The sequence below is a fragment of the Nonomuraea sp. LP-02 genome (genome assembly GCF_036289125.1).
In the GTDB taxonomy this organism is placed as follows: Bacteria; Actinomycetota; Actinomycetes; order Streptosporangiales; family Streptosporangiaceae; genus Nonomuraea; species Nonomuraea bangladeshensis.
Window position 1 is genome coordinate 970,284 of record NZ_JAXCLK010000002.1, and the last position, 18,515, is coordinate 988,798.

Annotated in this window: 15 protein-coding genes and 3 pseudogenes; 12 read left to right on the forward strand and 6 right to left on the reverse strand. The window is 68.8% G+C overall.

Annotated elements, in window-relative coordinates; all coding sequences use genetic code 11:
• Positions 1-37: 37 nt before the first annotated feature.
• The 7 genes from SMD20_RS47840 to SMD20_RS47870 all read left to right on the forward strand — a co-directional run bounded on the left by SMD20_RS47840 (position 38) and on the right by SMD20_RS47870 (position 8,680).
• Entirely contained in the window at positions 38-1,075 is a 1,038-nt protein-coding gene (locus tag SMD20_RS47840) for a hypothetical protein (protein WP_329594577.1), read from the forward strand.
• Between the two features lie 14 nt (positions 1,076-1,089).
• A complete protein-coding gene (locus tag SMD20_RS47845) occupies positions 1,090-2,328 on the forward strand; it encodes a sensor histidine kinase (RefSeq protein ID WP_329594579.1) in 1,239 nt (412 codons plus the stop codon).
• Positions 2,329-2,351: 23 nt separating this feature from the next.
• Positions 2,352-3,002, forward strand: a complete 651-nt coding sequence (locus SMD20_RS47850) for a response regulator transcription factor (protein ID WP_329594581.1) — start codon at positions 2,352-2,354, stop codon at positions 3,000-3,002.
• Between the two features lie 888 nt (positions 3,003-3,890).
• A complete protein-coding gene (locus tag SMD20_RS47855) occupies positions 3,891-5,006 on the forward strand; it encodes a FecCD family ABC transporter permease (protein WP_442942654.1) in 1,116 nt (371 codons plus the stop codon).
• The gene (locus tag SMD20_RS47860; protein ID WP_329594585.1) at positions 5,006-5,803 is read left to right on the forward strand and encodes an ABC transporter ATP-binding protein; all 798 of its coding nucleotides are present in this window, start codon (positions 5,006-5,008) and stop codon (positions 5,801-5,803) included. Before SMD20_RS47855 ends, SMD20_RS47860 begins: the two co-directional genes overlap by 1 nt.
• Complete coding sequence (locus SMD20_RS47865) at positions 5,800-6,780, forward strand: ABC transporter substrate-binding protein (protein WP_329594587.1); 981 nt, start codon at positions 5,800-5,802, stop codon at positions 6,778-6,780. Before SMD20_RS47860 ends, SMD20_RS47865 begins: the two co-directional genes overlap by 4 nt.
• Positions 6,781-7,450: 670 nt before the next feature.
• Entirely contained in the window at positions 7,451-8,680 is a 1,230-nt protein-coding gene (locus tag SMD20_RS47870; RefSeq protein WP_329594776.1) for an MFS transporter, read from the forward strand.
• Between the two features lie 400 nt (positions 8,681-9,080).
• On the opposite strand, the gene SMD20_RS47875 is transcribed toward SMD20_RS47870, so the two are convergent.
• From SMD20_RS47875 to SMD20_RS47885, 3 genes are all read right to left on the reverse strand, one after another.
• The gene (locus SMD20_RS47875; protein ID WP_329594589.1) at positions 9,081-9,299 is read right to left on the reverse strand and encodes an Imm51 family immunity protein; all 219 of its coding nucleotides are present in this window, start codon (positions 9,297-9,299) and stop codon (positions 9,081-9,083) included.
• A 341-nt stretch (positions 9,300-9,640) separates the two neighbouring features.
• Positions 9,641-10,285 carry a site-specific integrase gene (locus tag SMD20_RS47880; RefSeq protein ID WP_329594591.1) on the reverse strand — a complete coding sequence of 215 codons (645 nt, stop codon included), beginning with the start codon at positions 10,283-10,285 and terminating at the stop codon, positions 9,641-9,643.
• 550 nt (positions 10,286-10,835) lie between these two features.
• Entirely contained in the window at positions 10,836-11,837 is a 1,002-nt protein-coding gene (locus tag SMD20_RS47885) for a serine hydrolase domain-containing protein (protein WP_329594593.1), read from the reverse strand.
• 667 nt (positions 11,838-12,504) lie between these two features.
• On the opposite strand from SMD20_RS47885, the pseudogene SMD20_RS47890 reads away from it, so the two are divergent.
• Positions 12,505-12,866: pseudogene (locus tag SMD20_RS47890) on the forward strand (transposase); the annotation flags it as partial.
• A gap of 26 nt (positions 12,867-12,892) precedes the next feature.
• Here the strand turns inward: SMD20_RS47890 and SMD20_RS47895 are convergent.
• Genes SMD20_RS47895 through SMD20_RS47905 form a run of 3 tightly spaced genes read right to left on the reverse strand, consistent with a single transcriptional unit; the run spans position 12,893 to position 14,330 of the window.
• Positions 12,893-13,522 (reverse strand): dihydrofolate reductase family protein, encoded by a 630-nt coding sequence (locus tag SMD20_RS47895; protein WP_329594595.1) that lies wholly within the window; start codon positions 13,520-13,522, stop codon positions 12,893-12,895.
• A complete protein-coding gene (locus SMD20_RS47900; RefSeq protein WP_329594597.1) occupies positions 13,519-13,995 on the reverse strand; it encodes an SRPBCC domain-containing protein in 477 nt (158 codons plus the stop codon). Before SMD20_RS47900 ends, SMD20_RS47895 begins: the two co-directional genes overlap by 4 nt.
• Positions 13,992-14,330 (reverse strand): ArsR/SmtB family transcription factor, encoded by a 339-nt coding sequence (locus tag SMD20_RS47905; protein ID WP_329594599.1) that lies wholly within the window; start codon positions 14,328-14,330, stop codon positions 13,992-13,994. The genes SMD20_RS47900 and SMD20_RS47905 overlap by 4 nt, the downstream gene beginning before the upstream one ends.
• 690 nt (positions 14,331-15,020) lie before the next feature.
• Here SMD20_RS47905 and SMD20_RS47910 point away from each other — a divergent pair.
• The 4 genes and pseudogenes from SMD20_RS47910 to SMD20_RS47925 form a co-directional block, all read left to right on the forward strand.
• A pseudogene (locus tag SMD20_RS47910) lies at positions 15,021-15,797 on the forward strand (IS256 family transposase); the annotation flags it as partial.
• A gap of 49 nt (positions 15,798-15,846) precedes the next feature.
• A complete protein-coding gene (locus SMD20_RS47915) occupies positions 15,847-17,946 on the forward strand; it encodes an ISAzo13 family transposase (RefSeq protein WP_329594601.1) in 2,100 nt (699 codons plus the stop codon).
• A gap of 7 nt (positions 17,947-17,953) precedes the next feature.
• Positions 17,954-18,235 (forward strand): annotated as a pseudogene (locus SMD20_RS47920) (transposase); the annotation flags it as partial.
• A 25-nt stretch (positions 18,236-18,260) separates the two neighbouring features.
• Entirely contained in the window at positions 18,261-18,512 is a 252-nt protein-coding gene (locus tag SMD20_RS47925; RefSeq protein ID WP_329594603.1) for a transposase, read from the forward strand.
• Positions 18,513-18,515: the final 3 nt, after the last annotated feature.

An 18,515-nucleotide genomic window follows, 5' to 3' on the forward strand; every position in this document is an offset into this window, starting at 1 on the left:
ATGTGCGCGGCACCTGGGGAACGGCACATTGAGCTGGGTGAACACCTCTCATCCAGAAAACCGCCGTACCGTCGTGCCGGTCCTGATCATCGCCGTATGGTCGGTGAGCTACCTGGTCCTCGGCCTTGTCTGGGCCCTCGGCGGGCCCGGTTATCCGTTCGACGCCGGCCGCGCGGGCGCCGGTAACACCCTGCTCGACCCGCTTCCGGCGGCGGTCGGCGGGAGCGTGCTGGCGGTGTCGGCGCTGGTGGCAGGCGTCGTCGCCGTGCTCGCCGCCAAGGACCGTCTCAACCGGGTCACCGCCGTCGTGGCCGTCGTCGCCGGCGTCGGCCTGGCGGTGCTCCTGCCCGATGTCCGCATCATGATGACCGCCGGGTACCTGCCGGTGATGCTCGCCGCCGCGCTCGCGGGTCAAGCCGAGTTCTCGATGATCGCGTCCATGCTGACCTGGCCGAGCGTCAACCTGCTGATCCTGACGGCGGCCGGTGTCAGCCTGATGGCCCTGGGCACGCGCGCATTGCTCGGTGGGCGCGGGCGGTCCGGCAGTGTCGACGGCGCGCTCCGGCCGCCGGGCAGTGTCGACGGCGCGCTCCGGATCGGGTGGTACGCGACCGCCGTCGCGGTCGCCGTCCCCGTCTTCTACGCCGTCACCCGCTTCGGCTGGCTGCTGGGCGTTCCCGTCGGCATCAGCGACGAGTTCCTGGCCTACATCGCCGAGATCACCCCGATCGGCGCCGGTCTCGGCGGCGTCGCTCTCCTCGGCGCGGTTCTGACCGTCGGCCTGGTCCGGCCGTGGGGGGAGATCTGGCCGCGCTGGCTGCCGTTCCTGGGTGGCCGGCCGATTCCGGCACGCCTCCCGGCCTACTCGGCGCTGGCCGTCTCCTTCCCCATCACGTCCGCCGGGCTGATGTACGTCCGCCGCAAGCTCAGCGGCGAGCGCCTCGGCCCGGACGGGGCGGAGGACGAGCTGGGCGCCTGGCTGCCGGAGATGTTGTGGCCCCTGTGGGGTGCCGCCCTGGCGGTGGCCGCTCTGGCGTACCTCGTCCGCCGCCGGCACCTCGCTCGCGGCCGCTGACCATAATGATGGGCATGGAAGAGTCCCCGTCTCCGGCCGGGGCCGCGATGGATTCGTTTCTCAGCCGGCATCAAGTGAGCGGCGACGCCGCGCTCGCCGTCCTGCTCGCGCTGCCTCTCGGCCTGATGTCGTTCGCCCTGCTCCGGACCTCGGACAGTCCGCTCGCCCTTCGCCTGCTCGCGGGTCTGGGGGCGCTGGTGCTGCATGGTTGCGTGGTCCCGCGCCGGCTGCGCCCGCGGTTCGCATTCGGCCTGGCCGCCGCGGCGATGCTGCTGCTGGTGTTGCTGCCGCCCCTGCACGACCCGTCCGGCGCCTACTATACGGCGGTGCTGCTGCCGAGCTCGCTGGTCTTCGGGCTGCTGCTCTATACGGTGTCCGGCCGGCTCGATCTCCTGTCCGGCCTGGCCTGCCTGGCCGTCGCCCTGGCCGGGGTGGGCCTGGTCCTGGCGCGCCTGTGGGATCCGCCTTCGTGGGGAGGCTCGTCGGGCGGCTACGACCTGGTCTCCTGGCGGATCGGGCTGTCGGCCGGCCTGGTCGCCGTGACGGCGTGCCTGTGGTCGCTGGGCCGCCTCAGCCGGGTGCGGGCGTTGTTCCTGGCCGAGCTCAGGGCGAAGGCGGAGCGTGCCGAGGCCGACCGCGCGCGGGAGCGGGCGGAGGCGGCGCGGGCGGAGCGCGACCGGATCAGCCGCGAGATGCACGACGTGGTGTCGCACTCGCTCGCCGTGATGGTCAGCCAGGCGGAGGGCGGCAGGCTGTCGGATCCGGACTCGCCCGGGGCGGGCGTGTTCGCCACCATCGCCGGTGTCGGACGCGACGCCCTGCGCGACATGCGCGGGCTGCTGGGCGTGCTCCGCGCCGACGGCGGCACCGCTCCGCAACCTGGCCTCGGCGACCTGCCCGACCTGCTCGGCCAGGTGCGCGCTACGGGTGTCCGCGTCGCCGTACGGGAGGTCGGGGAGGCCCGGCGTCTGCGTCCCGCCGTCGATCTGACCGCCTACCGCGTCATCCAGGAGGGGCTGACCAACGTCATCAAGCACGCGGGGGCGACGGCCGCGGCCGACCTGACGCTCGCGTGGCGTCCGGACGGACTGCACATCACCATTGAGGACGACGGCGCCGCGCCGGCCACGGGAGAGGCCGGCGTCGGGCTGACCGGGATGCGCGAACGTCTCCGCATGGTGGGCGGCACCCTGGCGATCGGCGGGCGGCCCGGCACGGGCTTCGAGCTGTCGGCCACCCTGCCCTACGAGTAGAGGAGTCTCCCATCATCAGGATCATGATCGTCGATGATCAGGAGCTGCTGCGCAACGGCTTGACCATGGTCGTCAGGTCCCAGCCCGACATGGAGGTGGTCGCCGAGGCCGGTGACGGGCTGGAGGCCCTGAAGGCGCTGGAGTCGCGGCGCGTCGACGTGGTGGTGATGGACATCCGCATGCCCCGGATGGACGGCGTCACCGCCACCCGTGAGATCCAGCGCCTGGACGACCCCCCGAAGGTGCTGGCGCTGACCACGTTCGACCTCGATGAGCACGCCCTGGCCGCGCTGCGCGCCGGAGCGAGCGGGTTCATGCTCAAGGACGCGTCCGGGGAGGAGATCATCGCGGCGATCCGGCACGTGCACGGGGGCGACTCGATCATCGCGCCGTCCACGACGCGGCGTCTCATCGGGCAGCTCGTCGCCAGGGCCGACAGCGACCCGGAGGCCGTACTCGGGGTGCTCACGCAACGTGAGCGCGAGGTCTTCCTCGGCCTGGCCCGTGGCGCCTCCAACGCCGAGATCGGGGCCGATCTGTTCCTGTCGGAGACCACGGTCAAGACGCATGTCGGGCGCATCCTGAGCAAGCTCGGGCTGCGCGACCGGGTCCAGGCGGTGGTCCTGGCGTACGAATCCGGCGTCGTCACTCCTGGGGAGCAGGCGGCCGGCTGAGCGGTCAGCCGCTCTGCCGGCCTGGCCGCGGCAACCGCCTCCTGACGGATCCCAGAGGACCACGCTCACAGGCTCTGACGGCCGCCGGCGCGATGGTGCGCGGCTCCGGAGCAGGAGGCCGTCAAACGATCGGAGCATTGGGCCGATCTGAATCCAGCGCACTGCCTCGCTGATCGTGTCGTGCTGGGTGGTCATGCCGTGCCCTTAGGAGTCTTCAGGTTCCGCCTTGTACGCAGGTGGTCAGTAGCCGGTGTCGCGTTGAGGCTGACGCATGGGCCCTCTTGCGACCACATCTCGCAGCGCGCGTCCTGATGGCAAAGACGAGTCCAGCACAGCTCCTCGCCGGCCGGGGCCGCGGGTTGCCCTGCAGGATTGACGGAAGCTCGCGATACCACCAGTGAAAGGCGTGCGGGCTGCAGTACTCCGCGCGGGGCCGAACATGCGCAGCAGGGCGGTGGCCTTGTAGTCGACGCGGTCGGCGTTCAGCAGCGGGTTGGGCTTCTTGCGCGGGGTACGTCGGGGCTTCACGCGATCTCCTTGAGGTCGAGGATGGGGGCGAAGGGGTGGTCCGCAGCGCCGGTGCGTCAGGTGGGGCGCGAGCAGGAACCGTCCCGCTACCAGCAGGGCCACCAGGGCGATGAACGCCCAGGGCAGCCGGAACCCGGCCAAGGCCCGCCGCGACCCGGACTCCGCCGGTCGGACACTCTCCGGGACCGGCCGGTCGGCCGTTCTCGGCTGCGACATCACCCTCCCCACCCGCACACAGGTAACGCGGCAGCAGATCAACGCGGCTGTCTCCAGCGCCTATGCCCCAATCGTGCATAGGTCATCGGTGGTGATACGGTCTGCCGGAAATGATTCTCATTTTCGGGAGTATCTTTGAGCTCGATGCACGAGTCAGGTCCATCGGACTCCGGCGTTGCATCGTCGCCGGCGGTCCCGGGAGCTGAAGATCCACCCACCGGTAGAGCGGCGGGGCCCGCCATGCCGCTGATCGTCGTCCTGCTGGTCGGCGTCCTCGCGGTGTCTGCGCTGCTGGCCATCGGCCTGGGCGCCGCCGCCGTGCCGCCGGGGGAGACGCTGCGTTTCCTGTGGGCGGCCCTGACCGGCGGTTCGATCACCGCCGACGATGTCACGGCGTACCAGATCATCTGGCAGGTACGCACGCCTCGCGTGCTGCTGGCGGTCCTGGTCGGGGCCGGGCTCAGCGTGGTCGGGGTGGCGATCCAGGCCATGGTGCGCAACGCGCTGGCCGACCCGTTCGTGCTCGGCGTGTCGTCGGGAGCGTCTGCCGGGGCGGTGCTGGTCAGCGCCACCGGTGCGCTCACCGTGCTGGGCATCTACGCGGTGTCGGGCGGTGCCTTCCTCGGCGCGCTGCTCGTCTCCGCACTGGTCTACCTGGCCTCGCGCGGCGCCGGTGGCCTGACGCCGCTGCGACTGGTGCTCACCGGCGTGGCGATGGCGTTCGGCTTCCAGGCCGTGATGAGCCTGATCGTGTACTTCGTCCCGGACGGCGAGTCGACGAGCACGGTGCTGTTCTGGTCGATGGGCGGCTTCGGCGCGGCCACGTGGGGTGCGCTGCCGGTCGTGGCGGTCGTCACCGTGGTCACCGTCGTGGCGCTGCGCCGCTTCGCGCGCAGCCTGGACGTGCTCGCCCTGGGCGACGAGACGTCGGTCAGCCTGGGCGTGGACACCGTCAGACTCCGCAAGGGCCTGTTCGTGCTGACCTCGCTGGCCACCGGCGCGATGGTCGCCGTCAGCGGCGCGATCGGCTTCGTCGGGCTGGTCATGCCGCACCTGGTGCGGCTGTGGGTCGGGGCGGCACACGTCCGCGTGCTCACCATCGCCCCGCTGACCGGGGCCATCTTCATGGTGTGGGCCGACCTGGTGGCCAGAACCCTGGTGGCACCGCGCGAGCTGCCCCTGGGCGTGATCACCGCGCTGGTCGGCGTGCCGGTCTTCGTCGTCCTGTTGCGCCGCAGCTACTTGTTCGGAGGCCGCTGATGACCCGCCTGCTGCTGGACGATCTCACGGTCTCCATCGACGGCGCCGCCATCGTCAGGGACCTGACGCTCGCCGTCGGCGACGGAGAAATGGTGGGGCTGGTCGGGCCCAACGGATCGGGCAAGACCACGGCCCTGCGCTGCGTGTACCGGGCTTTACGGCCGGCGGGCGGCGCGGTCCTGATCGACGGCAAGGAGCTGTCACGGATGCCGCTGCGCGACAGCGCCCGCCTCATCGCCGCCCTCACCCAGGAGGGACGGGCGGACCTCGACTTCACCGTCGAGGAGGTCGTCGCCCTCGGCCGCGCCCCGCACCTGCGCGGCAACCAGGCGCTCAGCGCCCGCGAGCGGGAGCTGTGCCGCCGGGCCATGGCGCAGATGGAGGTGCTGCACCTGGCCGGCCGCGGCGTGCTGTCACTGTCGGGTGGGGAGCGCCAGCGCGTCCTGGTCGCCCGGGCGCTCGTCCAGGAACCGCGGGTGCTGGTGCTCGACGAGCCGACCAACCACCTCGACCTGCACCACCAGATCCGGCTGCTGTCGATGCTCAGGGGTGCCGGGCTGACCGTGCTGGTCACCCTGCACGACCTCAACCTGGCCGCCTCCGCCTGCGACCGGCTGGCGGTGCTGTCGCACGGCGCCCTCGTCGCGTACGGGCCGCCCGCCGACGTCCTCACCGAGGAACTCCTCCGCGAGGCGTTCGGGGTCGAGGCGAACGTCGTGCCGCATCCCCTGACCGGGGTCCCCCAGGTGCTTTACGACCTGGGCACGGCCACCACCACGAAAGGAAACCCGAAGTGAAGAGACGCACCCCCGCCGCGCTCCTGGCGGGCGCGCTCCTGCTCGCCGGATGCGGCGCGCAGGTGGAGGGCGGCAGCGCCGCCGCTCGCACGGTGACGGTCAAGAGGTGCGGCGAGGACGTCGAGTACACCACGCCCCGCCGGGCCGTCGTCTACGAGGGCGGCAGCGCCGACAAGATGTTCGCGCTCGGCCTGACCCAGCATGTGCACGGCTACGTGATGCCGCCCGCCAACCCGCCGGTCACCGAGTCGCCCTGGGCGGCCGAGTACGCCAAGGTGAAGTTCCTCAGCGACGACCTCCTCAACCGCGAGCTGGTCGTGGACGCCAAGGCCGACTTCGTCGTCGCCGGCTGGCGCTCCGGCTTCAGCGACCAGCGCGGCATCACCCCCGAGATCCTCGATGGGTTGAAGATCCAGAGCTTCATGCACACCGAGTCGTGCTTCAACTACCCCGGCTACCCCGAGCGGGTGACGCCGTTCGAGGCCCTTTACACCGACCTCGAACGCCTCGGCAAGATCTTCGGCGTCGAGGCCAAGGCTCAGGAACTGATCGCCGGCTACCGCAAGCGCGTCGAAGCGGTCCGGGCCCAGGCACCCAAGGGCGAGCCGGTCCCCGTCTTCCTGTACGACTCGGGCACCGACAAGCCGTTCACGGCGGGCAGCCAGGTGCCGCCTACGGACATCATCCGCTTCGCCGGCGGCCGTAACGTCTTCGGTGACCTGGACGCGCGCTGGGGTGAGGTCACCTGGGAGGCCGTGGTCGAGGCCAAGCCGGAAGTCATCGTCATCCTGGACTACGGGGACAAGCCCGCCGCGGAGAAGATCCGGTTCCTGAAGGAGTTCCCCACCACCAGCAAGCTGCCCGCCGTGGTGCACAACCGCTTCCACGTTCTCGACTACAACGAGGGCATCAGCGGGCCGCGCAACATCGACGGCCTGGAGGGGTTCGCGAAATACCTGCGCGAGCTCCAGACGTGACCGGATGAGCAGCGCCCCGGGGGCGGCTCCCAGGGCGCGTATGTCAGGCCCGGCGGGACAGGGAGTTCCCTGCCCCGTCGGCGCGGGCGTAGGCGACCGTCAGGTTGCCCAGCGGATCTGTGACGATATGGGCCTCGACCCCGAAGACGGTTCGCAGCCGTTCGGGGTGAGAACCCCGCCTCGACCCGGAAGATCCGGCCCAGGTTCTCGCAGCCCGCAGCAGCAGATCGAACGGGATCAGCCCCGGTGAGGATCTTCGGATTCAGCACCGGGACGCTGTCGTAGGCGGCCTTGCACCTGCGGCGCCACCGCGGTCTTCAGGTTCGAGGTCCCGGCCATGCGGTCCTGCAGGCCGAGTGCGAGCAGCGTCTCGGTCGAGGACTGGTCCAGCGCGACGACGCGCTCCGGGGCCGGAGAACGACAGCTCCTGGCCGCAGTTGCTCACCCGCACCGCACCGATGGCACGAGCGGCCGAAGGGGAGACGGATCCGGTGCCGCCCGCAGGCGGCCGAGGGCAAGAGCAGGACGACCCCGGCGAAGACGCTGATCTTACGAGGCGGGCGGGAAGGCCCTCATAGAAGGGAAATGATAGTGGTTTTCACTAACATGTTGTAGATCACGAATCTCGTTCGTCCTGGTTCCCTGGAGGAGTCCACCTGTGGTCGCACCGATGCCCACCGACTCGGAAACGTCGCCGTCCGCGGCGCGGTCCATCCTGCGCGAGAGGCGGTTTCTCCGGCTGTGGTGCGGTACCACCGCCTCAGGGCTGGCGACATGGGCGCTGCCGTTCGTGCTGGGGCTCGCCGTGCTGGACCGTGGGCTGACCGCCGCCGGCCTCGGGATCGTGCTGGCCACTCGCACGGCGGGTTTCCTCCTCGCGGTGCCGATCAGCGGAGTCCTGGCCGACCGCTACTCGCGCCGGATTGTGGTGTCATGGGCCGGGCTGGCCGCCGCGCTCGCCACCCCGTTCATCGCGCTCGGGCTCGGCCGTTCCGTCCTGCTCATGGCGGTGGCGGCAGCGGTGGTCGGCGCCGGGCAGGGGGCGTGCCGGCCCGCGTTCCAGGCGCTCACGGCCGAAGTCGTTGACGCCGGCCAGCGGCGGCAGGCCAACGCCTCCATGACCCTGGCCGTGCGCGTCACCACCCTCGTCGCACCGGCGGGCACGGCGTTGCTGGCCTCCGTTTTGAACACCTGGTGGCTACTGGTCGGCACCGGGCTGCTGTGGCTGGTCGCCGCCGTGCTACCGCCTCGGGGCCTGCCCGCCCCGCCACGCGTGGCGGACGGCGCACGGTTTTTCGCGGAGTTCGGCGAGGGCGTGCGCGAGGCGCGCCGGCATCCATGGTTCCTGGCCGGTCTGGGCGCGCTGGCCGCGGTCATCTTCACCGGCTACTCGGCCACGGGCGTGGCACTGCCGCTGGTCAGCCGCGACCGCTACGGCACCGAGGCGGTGCTCGCGGCTGCGCTGACCGCCTACACCCTCGGCGCGCTGGCCGGGGCGTTGTTCGTGGCCCGGTGGCAGCCGCGGGCGCAAGGCTGGGCCGCGCTGGCCGGCCTGGCGCTGTACGGCTTCGCGCCGCTCAGCCTGCTGCTCCCGGTGCACCCTGCGGTGGTGTTCGCCGCGTACGCGCTGGCCGGGCTAGGCATCGAGCTGTTCAACGTGCCCTGGTTCACCGCCACCCAGCGCGAGGTGGAGCCGCGCCTGCTCGCCCGCGTCTCCTCGCTCGACTTCCTCGTCTCCTACGGCCTGGCCCCCGTCGGCCTGGCCTTCCTCGCCCCGGCCATCGACGCCTTCGGCTGGCAGCCGGTCCTGGCCAGTTGCGCGCTGGTGTGCTTCCTCGCCCCCGGCGCCGCGGCCCTGGTACCCAGCAGCCGCGGCTTCTCCCGACCTGAGAGGCCCTGAAGACGTCCTTCGGCATCCTTGCTGACCGCGTCGACGGCCGGGACACCGATCGCGTCCGTTACCTCCTCACCGAGACCGGTGCGGCCATCCTCACAGTCGATGCCCTTGTATGCGTCCATCGCGCACTACTACTCGCCTGAGCATGGTGGCGCGCCGGAACTTGCCCGACATCACCCCACGAGCCCGATCGCGTCCGGGTCTGCCAACGCCGCTACGGAGCGGGTAGAGGAGGGCAGCGTAGCCACTGGGGAAGGTTGAGGCGCCGGGGCATGGCGTGGCCGTATGCGGATCAGTCGTCGAATTCGAAACCCGCGGCCTCGGCCGCGGCGATAAGCCCGCGCACCCGGTCGCCATCCGTGACGACCGCGCTCATCAGCTCGGCCAGATCCCGCAGCGTCTTTTAATCGCCGCCGTAGGCGCAGAACATGCCGCCCTCCGAGTCGTACTGGAATCGTGCCTCGAGCGTCGGTGCCTCCGTGCTCACGAGAAAACGCGCGACGCCTTCCCAGAGGTATCCGTTCGGCTCGTGACCGGACTCCTCAATAGGGTCGTCTACCTGGGTCGTTCCTGCGTCCAGCAGTAGCGAGAACTTCCCGGGCGCGGTTTCGAGCAGTCTCATCGGGCTCATTCGGGGGATCGTCGCACTCTCGGCGCGTGCTGGCAACGTCGGAAACCATCTCTTCCGAGACCGTGGTGTCCCGGCGCTGTCTCGGCTCTGCCCCGGTGGGGGGGCGCCGCGGAGAGGGACCGTGGTCCCGCCGAGGAAGGTTGACGGGCTCGAGCCTGCACGTCAGCCACGAGCCAATCCTGGGAAACGATCATCTCTGGTCTGGGAAGCGATCTTCTTCGATGCTCTTCCGTCCCAGGCCAGACTCACTCGTGAACACCCCACCCAGGCTGAGGGCCGCTATCAAGAGGTTGGTAGCGGCCATTTGCGTTCCTGAGTGACTAACTGAGTGACTACGTGTCTCCGAAGATCTGGTCCATGGCCTCTGCGCCGTCGAGGATCACCGGGCGGAGTTGCTTGCGATAGACGGTCTCGGTGACGGTGGTGTTGCGGTGGCCGACCAGGCGTGCGATGGCCTCGATCGGCATGCCGGAGTCGGAGAGCAGCGAGACGAAGCTGTGCCGCATCTCGCGAGGTGTCCAGTCCTTCGGGTCGAGGCCGGCCTTTTTGAGGACACCCTGAAACGAGCGGCGGACGTTGTGCGCGTCGAGCTCCATGCCCACCATGGACGCGAACACGAGGTCGTTGTCCTGCCAGCGGTCGCCCGCCGCCTTCTTGGCCACGTCCTGACGTTCACGGTGGAGCTTGAGGGCATCCACACAACGCCTCGGCATCGCCAGGGTGCGGCGGGACTTCTTGGTCTTGGTGTCGCCTCCTTCACGGAAGGACCGCCAGACCATGATGGACGGCGGTGTGCTGTCCAGGTTGACGTGTGACCAGGTCAGTGCGCGCAGTTCCTCCGTGCGAGCACCGAGGAGCAGTGACAGGACGACGTACGCGTGCAGGGCGGAGCACCGGAACTTGCCTGACATCCACCCGCTTCGCACTTCTCGCTCTGGAGGTGCAGAACTGCCTCGGCAGAGTTCGGGAACGATCACGTGGCGCACGGGAAGCGATCAAGGCGCCTGTCGTGCCGTCTCGCCGATGGGCGTCACAGAGGTGTCGCCATGGAACAGCTGCCAGCGGGTGAGCCTGGCTGTTCCGAAGATGGCGTGATCATCTTGTCATCGGGGAGGGAGACGTAGGCGGGGTGGGTAGCGTGCCGTCCCACAGGGTGCGCGCGGAGATCGGCGGCCGTGCAGTAGGCCACGCGATGTGGGCCGGCGAATGGAAGCAGGCTGGCGGTGAAGTCTACCCGGGGCCGGACGGCTGGGTGGCGTACGGGCGCGCGACCGTCCGGTCGGCCGTCACTCGTATCTCACCTAGCCGGAACTGCCCCCGCTCTCGTAGGCTGAGCCGATCGTTTCGAAAGGAACGCCCCCAGATCTTGGAGCCGCTTCGCTGCTGACGTGCGTGAAAGGCCCTTTCGGTTATCCGGCGTCGCAGAGCCGTGCCGCGTATGTGCCACGACTGCCCACAGGTTCTCAATTCTCCAGCCGCACTTGGCGATCATGATCTGATCACGCTCGCCTTGTGCGGCTGGAGTGATCACTTCGCGGGGCAGAACAGCGATTGGAGGGCGTTGGTGATGCGCGACGGTACGGTGCTGCGCTCGTCGTTGTCCATGGCCAGGGTCAGGGATACGGCGAACTGCAGACGGCCGTCGGAGGAGGTGATGGTCGCGGCGGTGAAGCCGGGGGCGCTGCCTCCGCCCCCGGCGGCGAACTCGGGGTTGCCGGCGCAGGGGCCGCCCGCAGGCGGCGGCGTCTGGCCGGGCGGCGGGTCGGTGATCAGCTTGCTCAGGGACGCCGGCAGGAGCTTGTTCTGGCGGAAGGCGCGCTGGAAGACGCTCATCTCGCGCGTGGTGGAGATCACGCCGCCGGCACCGAGCATGCTGGTGGCGTTCATCATCTTGTCGACATCGCGCATCGTGCCCGTCTCGTCCGGGGCGTAGCCGTGCCCGTGCGGGCCCTTGATACCCTGGCCCGCCTTCGTGGGCAGGTAAGTATGGCGCATGCCGAGCGGGGCGAAGAGCCTGCGGTTGAGTTCGGCCGCCAGTGACCTTCTGGACAGTTTCTCGATGATCATGCCGAGCAGGATGTAGTTGCTGTTGGAGTAGTTGAAGGTCCCGACTTCCACAGGCCGGGCGTTCTTGCGTGAGGCCGCCAGCAGGTCGGTCGGGCGATAGTTACGCGTGGGGTCGGAGGTGTCCGGGCCGATGTAGTCGGGGATGCCCGAGGTCAGCTGGATCAGGTTGCGTACCGTGATCTCGTCGGCCCGCTCCACCAGGTCCTTCTCCGCCACCTCGGGCAGGACCTCGCTAAGTTTGTCGTCCACGCTCAGCTTGCCTTCCCTGACCAGTTGCAGGACCGCGGTGGCGGTCATGGCCTTGGTCTGCGAGCCGATCCAGTAGCGGGCGCTCGCCGGGATCGCGCCGCCCTTGCCGTCGAGCAGGCGGGAGCCGGCTGAGCCCTTCCCGACCCGCTTGCCGTCCACGTACACCTCGCCGATGGCTCCCACCACGTGGCCCGTCTTCACCAAGTCTTCCATCGCCTTCTGCACATCCCCGACCTTGACGGGGGCGGCAGCTGTCGAGGCGGTGGCGGGCGGGGCCGCGCTCAAGACCAGCGCCGCGCACGCCAGTGAGGCTGCGCCAGTGAACGTCGCTCGACGCAGAATCATGAAGTCTCCCGCTCCCAGGTTCGAATACTCGGCTGTCGAGCCACAAGTTCTAACGAGGGCGGTGTTTCCTCGGCGTTTCCGTGCAGGGCCAGGTGGCTCTGCACGGAGCCCAGAGCACAGGCGCGGACCTTGGCCTCCGCTCCCGCACTCTGGGAAACGATCAGCGCTACGCCGGGAAGCGATCTTCTCGACCGTTCTTCCGGCCCAGGTCGGGGCTATTCGTGAACACCCCACCCAGGGCCGTTCTTGAGACGGCTGGACTGAGGTTGACGGGATCCCGTCCGATCATCGCGATCAGGCGGGATCTTGTCGTTCAGGGGTTTCCGAATCTGGTTCGTCCTGGTTTAGGGACCGCGGAGCAGGTGTCCGGGAAGGTCCGGGTGGTGTCAGGCCGTTGGTGGGGAAGTGCCATCCGGCCGTTGGGCATAGCGAAGCCGATGGTGAGCATGGCCGAGCGCAGCGGGCTGAGCAAGTCGACCATCGGACTGCGGCCCGCCCGGACTGCGGCCCGCCCGGACTGCGGCCCGCCCGGACTGCGGCCCGCCCGGACGGCGGGCCGATCTACGCGATCTTGGACAACCTGTCGGCGCACAAGAACTGGCGGATCCGCGCCTGAGCGAAGAGACACAAGGTCGAGTTGTTGTTCACGCCGACCTATGCCTCTTGGGCCAACCGATCGAGGCGCACTTCGGGCCGCTGCGGCAGTTCACGATCGCCAATTCCGATCATGCCAACCACACGGTCCAGACCTGGGCTCTGCAGGCCTGTCTGCGATGGCGCAACGCCAACGCCCGCCACCTCGACATGCTGGCCGCCCAACGCCGCGAACGCGCCCGGATCCGCAGCGAGAAGCGCATTCGCTTCGGCGGCCGGCCGATCTCAACCAACGCAGCCTGACGCCCCCAAGCTGATGATCATCCCGGTCACAGCACAAAGGTTGTGACGCCCTCGTATGCCGCCACCGGGGCGGTGCCGACAGTCTCGTACTGGAGCAGCAGCAGGCCTTTGGCCGTCACCTCGTGGCGGACGAGTTCAAGGCCGACCGATCCGCTCGGGTGGTCGAGCAGCCGCCGCCCGGAACCGGTCACGGTGGGGGCGACGACCAGTCGGAGCGTGTCGACGAGGCCCGCCGCCAACAGGGCGTTGCCGAGTCGCGCACTCCCGTGGATCTGGAGTTCCCGTCCTGGCTGCGCCTTGAGTTCCCCAACTGTCTGGATCGGGTCGCCGCGGAGCACGGTCGTCGGGTGCCAACTCCCTTCGGCGAGGGTGTTGGTCACCACGTACTTCGGTAGTGAGTTCATCCGCTCGGTGTACGGGTCGTCCGGGTCGGTAATCTGCGGCCAGTCCCGGGCGAACGCTTCGTAGGTTCGCCGCCCGAGCAGCAGGCCGTCGGCGAGATCCAGCCATTCAGAGGTATGCCGGACGAACAGTTCGTCGAGGTGCGGCACAAGCCAGCCACCCTGCGTGAAGCCGTCGCTCGTATCCTCGGTCGGTGAGCCAGGGCCCTGGCTCACCCCATCAAGGGTGACGAACTCCGTAAGAGCGATCTTCATCGGGCAGCCTGGCTCTCCGCGACCACGGCGAGTTGCTTGGTGACCGAGCCAAAGCCCTCAAAAAAGCCGAGTTCCTCATGGCGAGCGCGGTCGGCCGGATCGCCGTGCCGGACGATGATCCGGTAGTCCGTGCCGTCCGGGTGATCGCTCAACGTGATCTCAGCCGTCATGGGCGGCGCCGGCGGGTTGGCGGGGCGCCAGGAGCTGTCGATCGCGTTGGTGAACACGATCCGCTTGAGCTGATCGACGACGAGGAAGGTCGCATCGAGGTGCGGAACGAACTCCACCCCGTCGTCGCTCATTCGCGTCACGAGCGCGCCGCCGGGCCGGACATCCAGGCGATCGACGCGGCACAGGGTCGGGGCCGGGACCCACCACTGCTGGAAGCGAGATGGAACGGTCCACGCACTCCATACGGCGGCGCGGGGGGCGCGGATGACTCGCTCGAGAGTCAGGTCGAGATCGGAATTCATGTTTGTGTCTCCTGAGGATCGGTGACGAGGCGTTCGAGCCGGTCGGTGCGCTCTTCCCACAATCGGCGCTGCTCCGCGAGCCAGTCGTCGATGAGAGCGAGACGGTCGCGATTGAGCACGCAGGTGCGTACCCGGCCGAGCTTTACGGTGTGGATTAGGCCGTTCGTCTCGAGCGTCCGCACGTGCTTCATGAACGAGGGAAGGGTCATCGGGAACTCGCGGGCGAGATCGCCCACGCTCGTCGGGCCGCGGCCGAGGCGTCGGATGACGTCGCGCCGCGTCTGGTCGGCGAGGGCGACGAACACACCGTCGAGCTCTGCCGAATACTGTGCCATGCGGCTAAGTTTGGCGCACTGAAACACTTAGCGCAAGGGCAAAGTATTGGGGTCGTCCAAGGGGTGTCCGACCATGGCGGTGGCAGGCCGAAGCGCGAGGCAGCCAAAACTTTGATCGGCTGGACGTACGAGAGCGGATCGGGGCCCTTCCGGGCGCTGATCCCCGCAGCGTCCCGGATCTTGATGCGGCCCGGCTGGCACAATCTGCGGCTTTGGCAGCGGCAGATCGGCCGTTCATCTGAATTCTCCACGCGAAGCGACCCTTGCCGGAGTCACCGCGCGCCTGATCTATGAGCGGATGCCGGAGTCCTCTCCCACACCGGCGAGGACTCACAGCACGCGGGAAACACGGTGAACGTTGATGGACACCGCACCAGCTGCCGGAAGCCGTGTTGCTGGGAAACGATCACAGCGATCCTGGGAAGCGATCTTCTCACCCCCACTTGCGCCCCAGGCCAGCCCTATTCGTGAACACCCCGCGTCGCGCCGCCACGGGCACGGCCCGCATGGGAAGCCTCGATGCGGCAGCGTAGCGGCCGCGGTGCGGTCGGTGCCGGACATCTCGGTGCGCGGTGTGGTTGCGTCCACGGGAGTGGTGTACGAGTTTGGCCTGGTCATAGGCGTGGTGCCGTGAAATGAGAACGGCCATCGAGTGATCCTTCGATTAGCTAGATCAAGGAGAACCAGACGATGGCCGCAGACCCCAGTGTGACGCCCGCGCAATGGCTGGCGCAGCAGATCGAGACCGGCGACCCCGACATGTTGCGATCCATGGTGAAGACCATGGCCGAGACGTTGATGTCGGCCGAGGCCGACAGCCTGTGCGGAGCCGCCTACGGCCGGCGCAGCGACGAGCGCACCAACTCCCGTAACGGCTACCGGCCGCGCGAGTGGGACACCCGGGCCGGCACCATAGAGCTGGCCATCCCGAAGCTGCGCTCCGGCTCCTACTACCCGGACTGGCTGCTGGAACGACGCCGCCGGGCCGAGCAGGCGCTGATCAGCGTGGTCGCCACCAGCTACCTGCTCGGTGTGTCCACCCGCAGAGTCGACAAGCTGGTCGAGCAGCTCGGCATCAAGCACATCTCCAAAAGCCAGGTCTCGCAGATGGCCAAGGTGCTGGATGAGCAGGTCGAGGCGTTCCGCACCCGCGCCCTGGATGCCGGCCCGTACACCTTCGTCTGGCTGGACGCTTTGACGCAGAAGGTGCGCGAGGCAGGGCGCACGATCAACGTGCACGCGCTGGTGGCCACCGGCGTCAACGCCAACGGCCAGCGCGAGGTCCTCGGTCTGGAGGTCACCTCGGCCGAGGACGGCGCCGGCTGGCTGGCCTTCCTGCGCAGCCTGGTCGCCCGCGGCCTGTCCTGCGTCCAGCTGGTCGTCTCCGACGCCCACCGCGGCCTGGTCGAGGCGATCGGCGCCGCCCTGCCCGGCGCGGCCTGGCAGCGCTGCCGCACCCACTGGAGTCGTAAAGAAATAAGGCGTTGCTTTTCGATCTTGACCTCGTTGACTTGGTATGGGCATAGCGGGCGAGGTTCGCGATCAGCTTTCCTTTCGGTTCAGGGTGCTGTTTCCGCATTTGAACGAGCGGCAGCGGCGTCTGGTGATGGGGCAGGAGGCTCGGCTGCTCGGACATGGTGGGGTGCGGATGGTGGCGGCGGTGGCCGGGGTGTCCGAAACTACGGTCCGCGCCGGGGTGTTCGAGTTGGAGGCCGGCGAGGATCCACTGTCGAAAGGCCGTGTCCGTCGTCGTGGTGGAGGTCGCAAGACGGCTGAAGCTCAGGACCCGGATCTGGTGCCAACGCTGCTGGCGCTGGTGGAGCCGGATGAGCGCGGGGATCCGATGTCGCCGCTGCGCTGGACCACCAAGTCGCTGCGCGATCTGGCCCAGGAGTTGACAGGGCAGGGCCATCCGATCTCGGCGCCGACGGTGGGCCGGCTGTTGAAGCAACAAGGCTTCAGTCTGCAGGCCAATGCCAAGACGCTGGAAGGCAAGCAGCACCCGGACCGGGATGCGCAATTCCATTACATCAACCAGCAGGTCAAGGCCCATCAGGCGGACGGCGAGCCGGTGATCAGCGTGGACACGAAGAAGAAGGAACATCTCGGCGATTTGCCGAACGCGGGCCGGCAGTGGCGACCCAAGGGCGATCCGGTCCGGGTCGAGGACCACAGCTTCTTCTTCACCGGCCCAGACGTGCCGCATGCGATCCCGTACGGGATCTACGACGTGGCCCGCGACGCGGGCTGGGTGAACGTCGGGATCGATCACGACACCTCGGCGTTCGCGGTGGAGTCGATCCGGCGCTGGTGGCGTGGCCGCGGCAACCTGGACTACCCGAACGCCAGCCGGCTGCTTTTCACGGCGGACTGCGGGGGCTCCAACAGCTATCGCTACCGGTTATGGAAGGCCGAGCTGGCCGACTTCGCCGCCGAGACCGGGCTGGCGGTGACCGTCTGCCACTTTCCGCCCGGCACCAGCAAGTGGAACAAGATAGAGCACCGGCTGTTCTCGCACATCACCATGAACTGGCGCGGTAGGCCCCTGACCAGCCATGAGGTCGTGGTCAACAGCATCGCCGCGACCCGCACCCGCACCGGGCTGACCGTCGTGGCCGAACTGGACACCAACGCCTACCCGCTGGGTGTGTCGGTGTCCGCCGAGCGGATGAGCATGCTGCCGGTCGTCCCGCATACCGAGCGGGCTGCCTGGAACTACACGATCGGCCCGGCAGACAGCGACCCTGACCTGCCCCTACGTGACGACCGGGCGCGTATCCGATCCGAATGCCTGCACGCTCTGGCCGATCCCCGGCTGACCGGGATGAGCCGGGACGAGCTGAAGGAGCTGGTTGCGTCTCTCGCCTCGGATCAGGCGGCCCTGGCCGAGCAGCGCAACTTCCAGATCCGCGGTGGCCCACGCCGGCAGGCCAAGGCGAACCACGGGCGTCCGCTGCTCACCGCCGCCGACAAGGTCCTGATCACCATCGTGTATCTCCGCCAGATCTGCTCCCAGCGCGTCTTGTCGGAGATGCTCGAGATCAGCCAGCCGCCGATCGGTCAGGCGGTCACCGAGACCGGCAAGCTCCTGGCCGCCCGCAAACTCAAGACCGAGCCCACCGTGCTGCGCTTCACCAGCGCCGGTGCGCTTCGGGACTTCCTGGACAGCAGCGTCGTCCCGACACGACCGAACCGGCTGGCGCTGCTCGGAGATCCGGCATTGACCGGGATGAGCCGCGCGGAACTGGCCGCGCTGATCGAGCGGTTGTCGCTGCGGCAGGCCGCCGAGGCCGAGCAGCGCAAGCATCGCCAGCGCGGTGGTGACCGGCAGGCCGGCGCCCGCGGAGGCATCTTCCAGGAGAAGATCACCGACGCCGAGCGCGTTCTGGCGGTCCTCCTCGGCCTGCGCAAAGTCTGCACCTGGGAGGTCGTGGCCGAGCTGTTTCAGGTGAGCCGACGAACTATCGGAAACGCGCAGATCTGGGTCCGCCCGCTGCTGGAGGAGGCCGGCTACGCCGCCACCCGAGCCGCAACCCGCTACTCCAGCGCCGACGCGCTCCTGAACGCCATCACACCGCACGATGACATTCCACGTGTCACAGAATCGACACCTTGATTCTTTACGGCTCCACTACCTGCGCAATCTGCTCACCACCGTGCCGAAGTCGGCGCAGCCGTGGGTGGCCACGCTGGTGCGCACCATCTTCGACCAGCCCACCTCCGAGCAGGTGCGCACCCAGCACGCCTGGGTCATCAACGCCCTGGAAGCCAAGTACCCGGCGGCGTGCGAGCATCTGGACGCCGCCCGCGAGGACCTGCTGGCCTTCGCCGCCTTCCCCCGCGAGGCCTGGCGCCAAATCTGGTCCAACAACCCCCAGGAGCGACTGAACAAGGAAATCCGCCGCCCGATGGCCTGGCGAGAAGCTGTATGTGATCGCCGACAACTACTCCCCGCACAAGCATCCTCAGGTCCGCTCCTGGGCCGCGGCCAACGATGTCGAGCTGGTGTTCTTGCCGACCTATGGCTCGTGGCTGAACTGGATCGAGTCCGAGTTCGCCGCCCTGCGCTACTACGCGCTCAACGGCACCGATCACCGCAGCCACGACGAGCAGAACGCGGCGATCGGCACGGGCCGTGCTGTAGCGGATGGGATCTCAGGGGCCACTCCTCCGCTGGCATGAGTG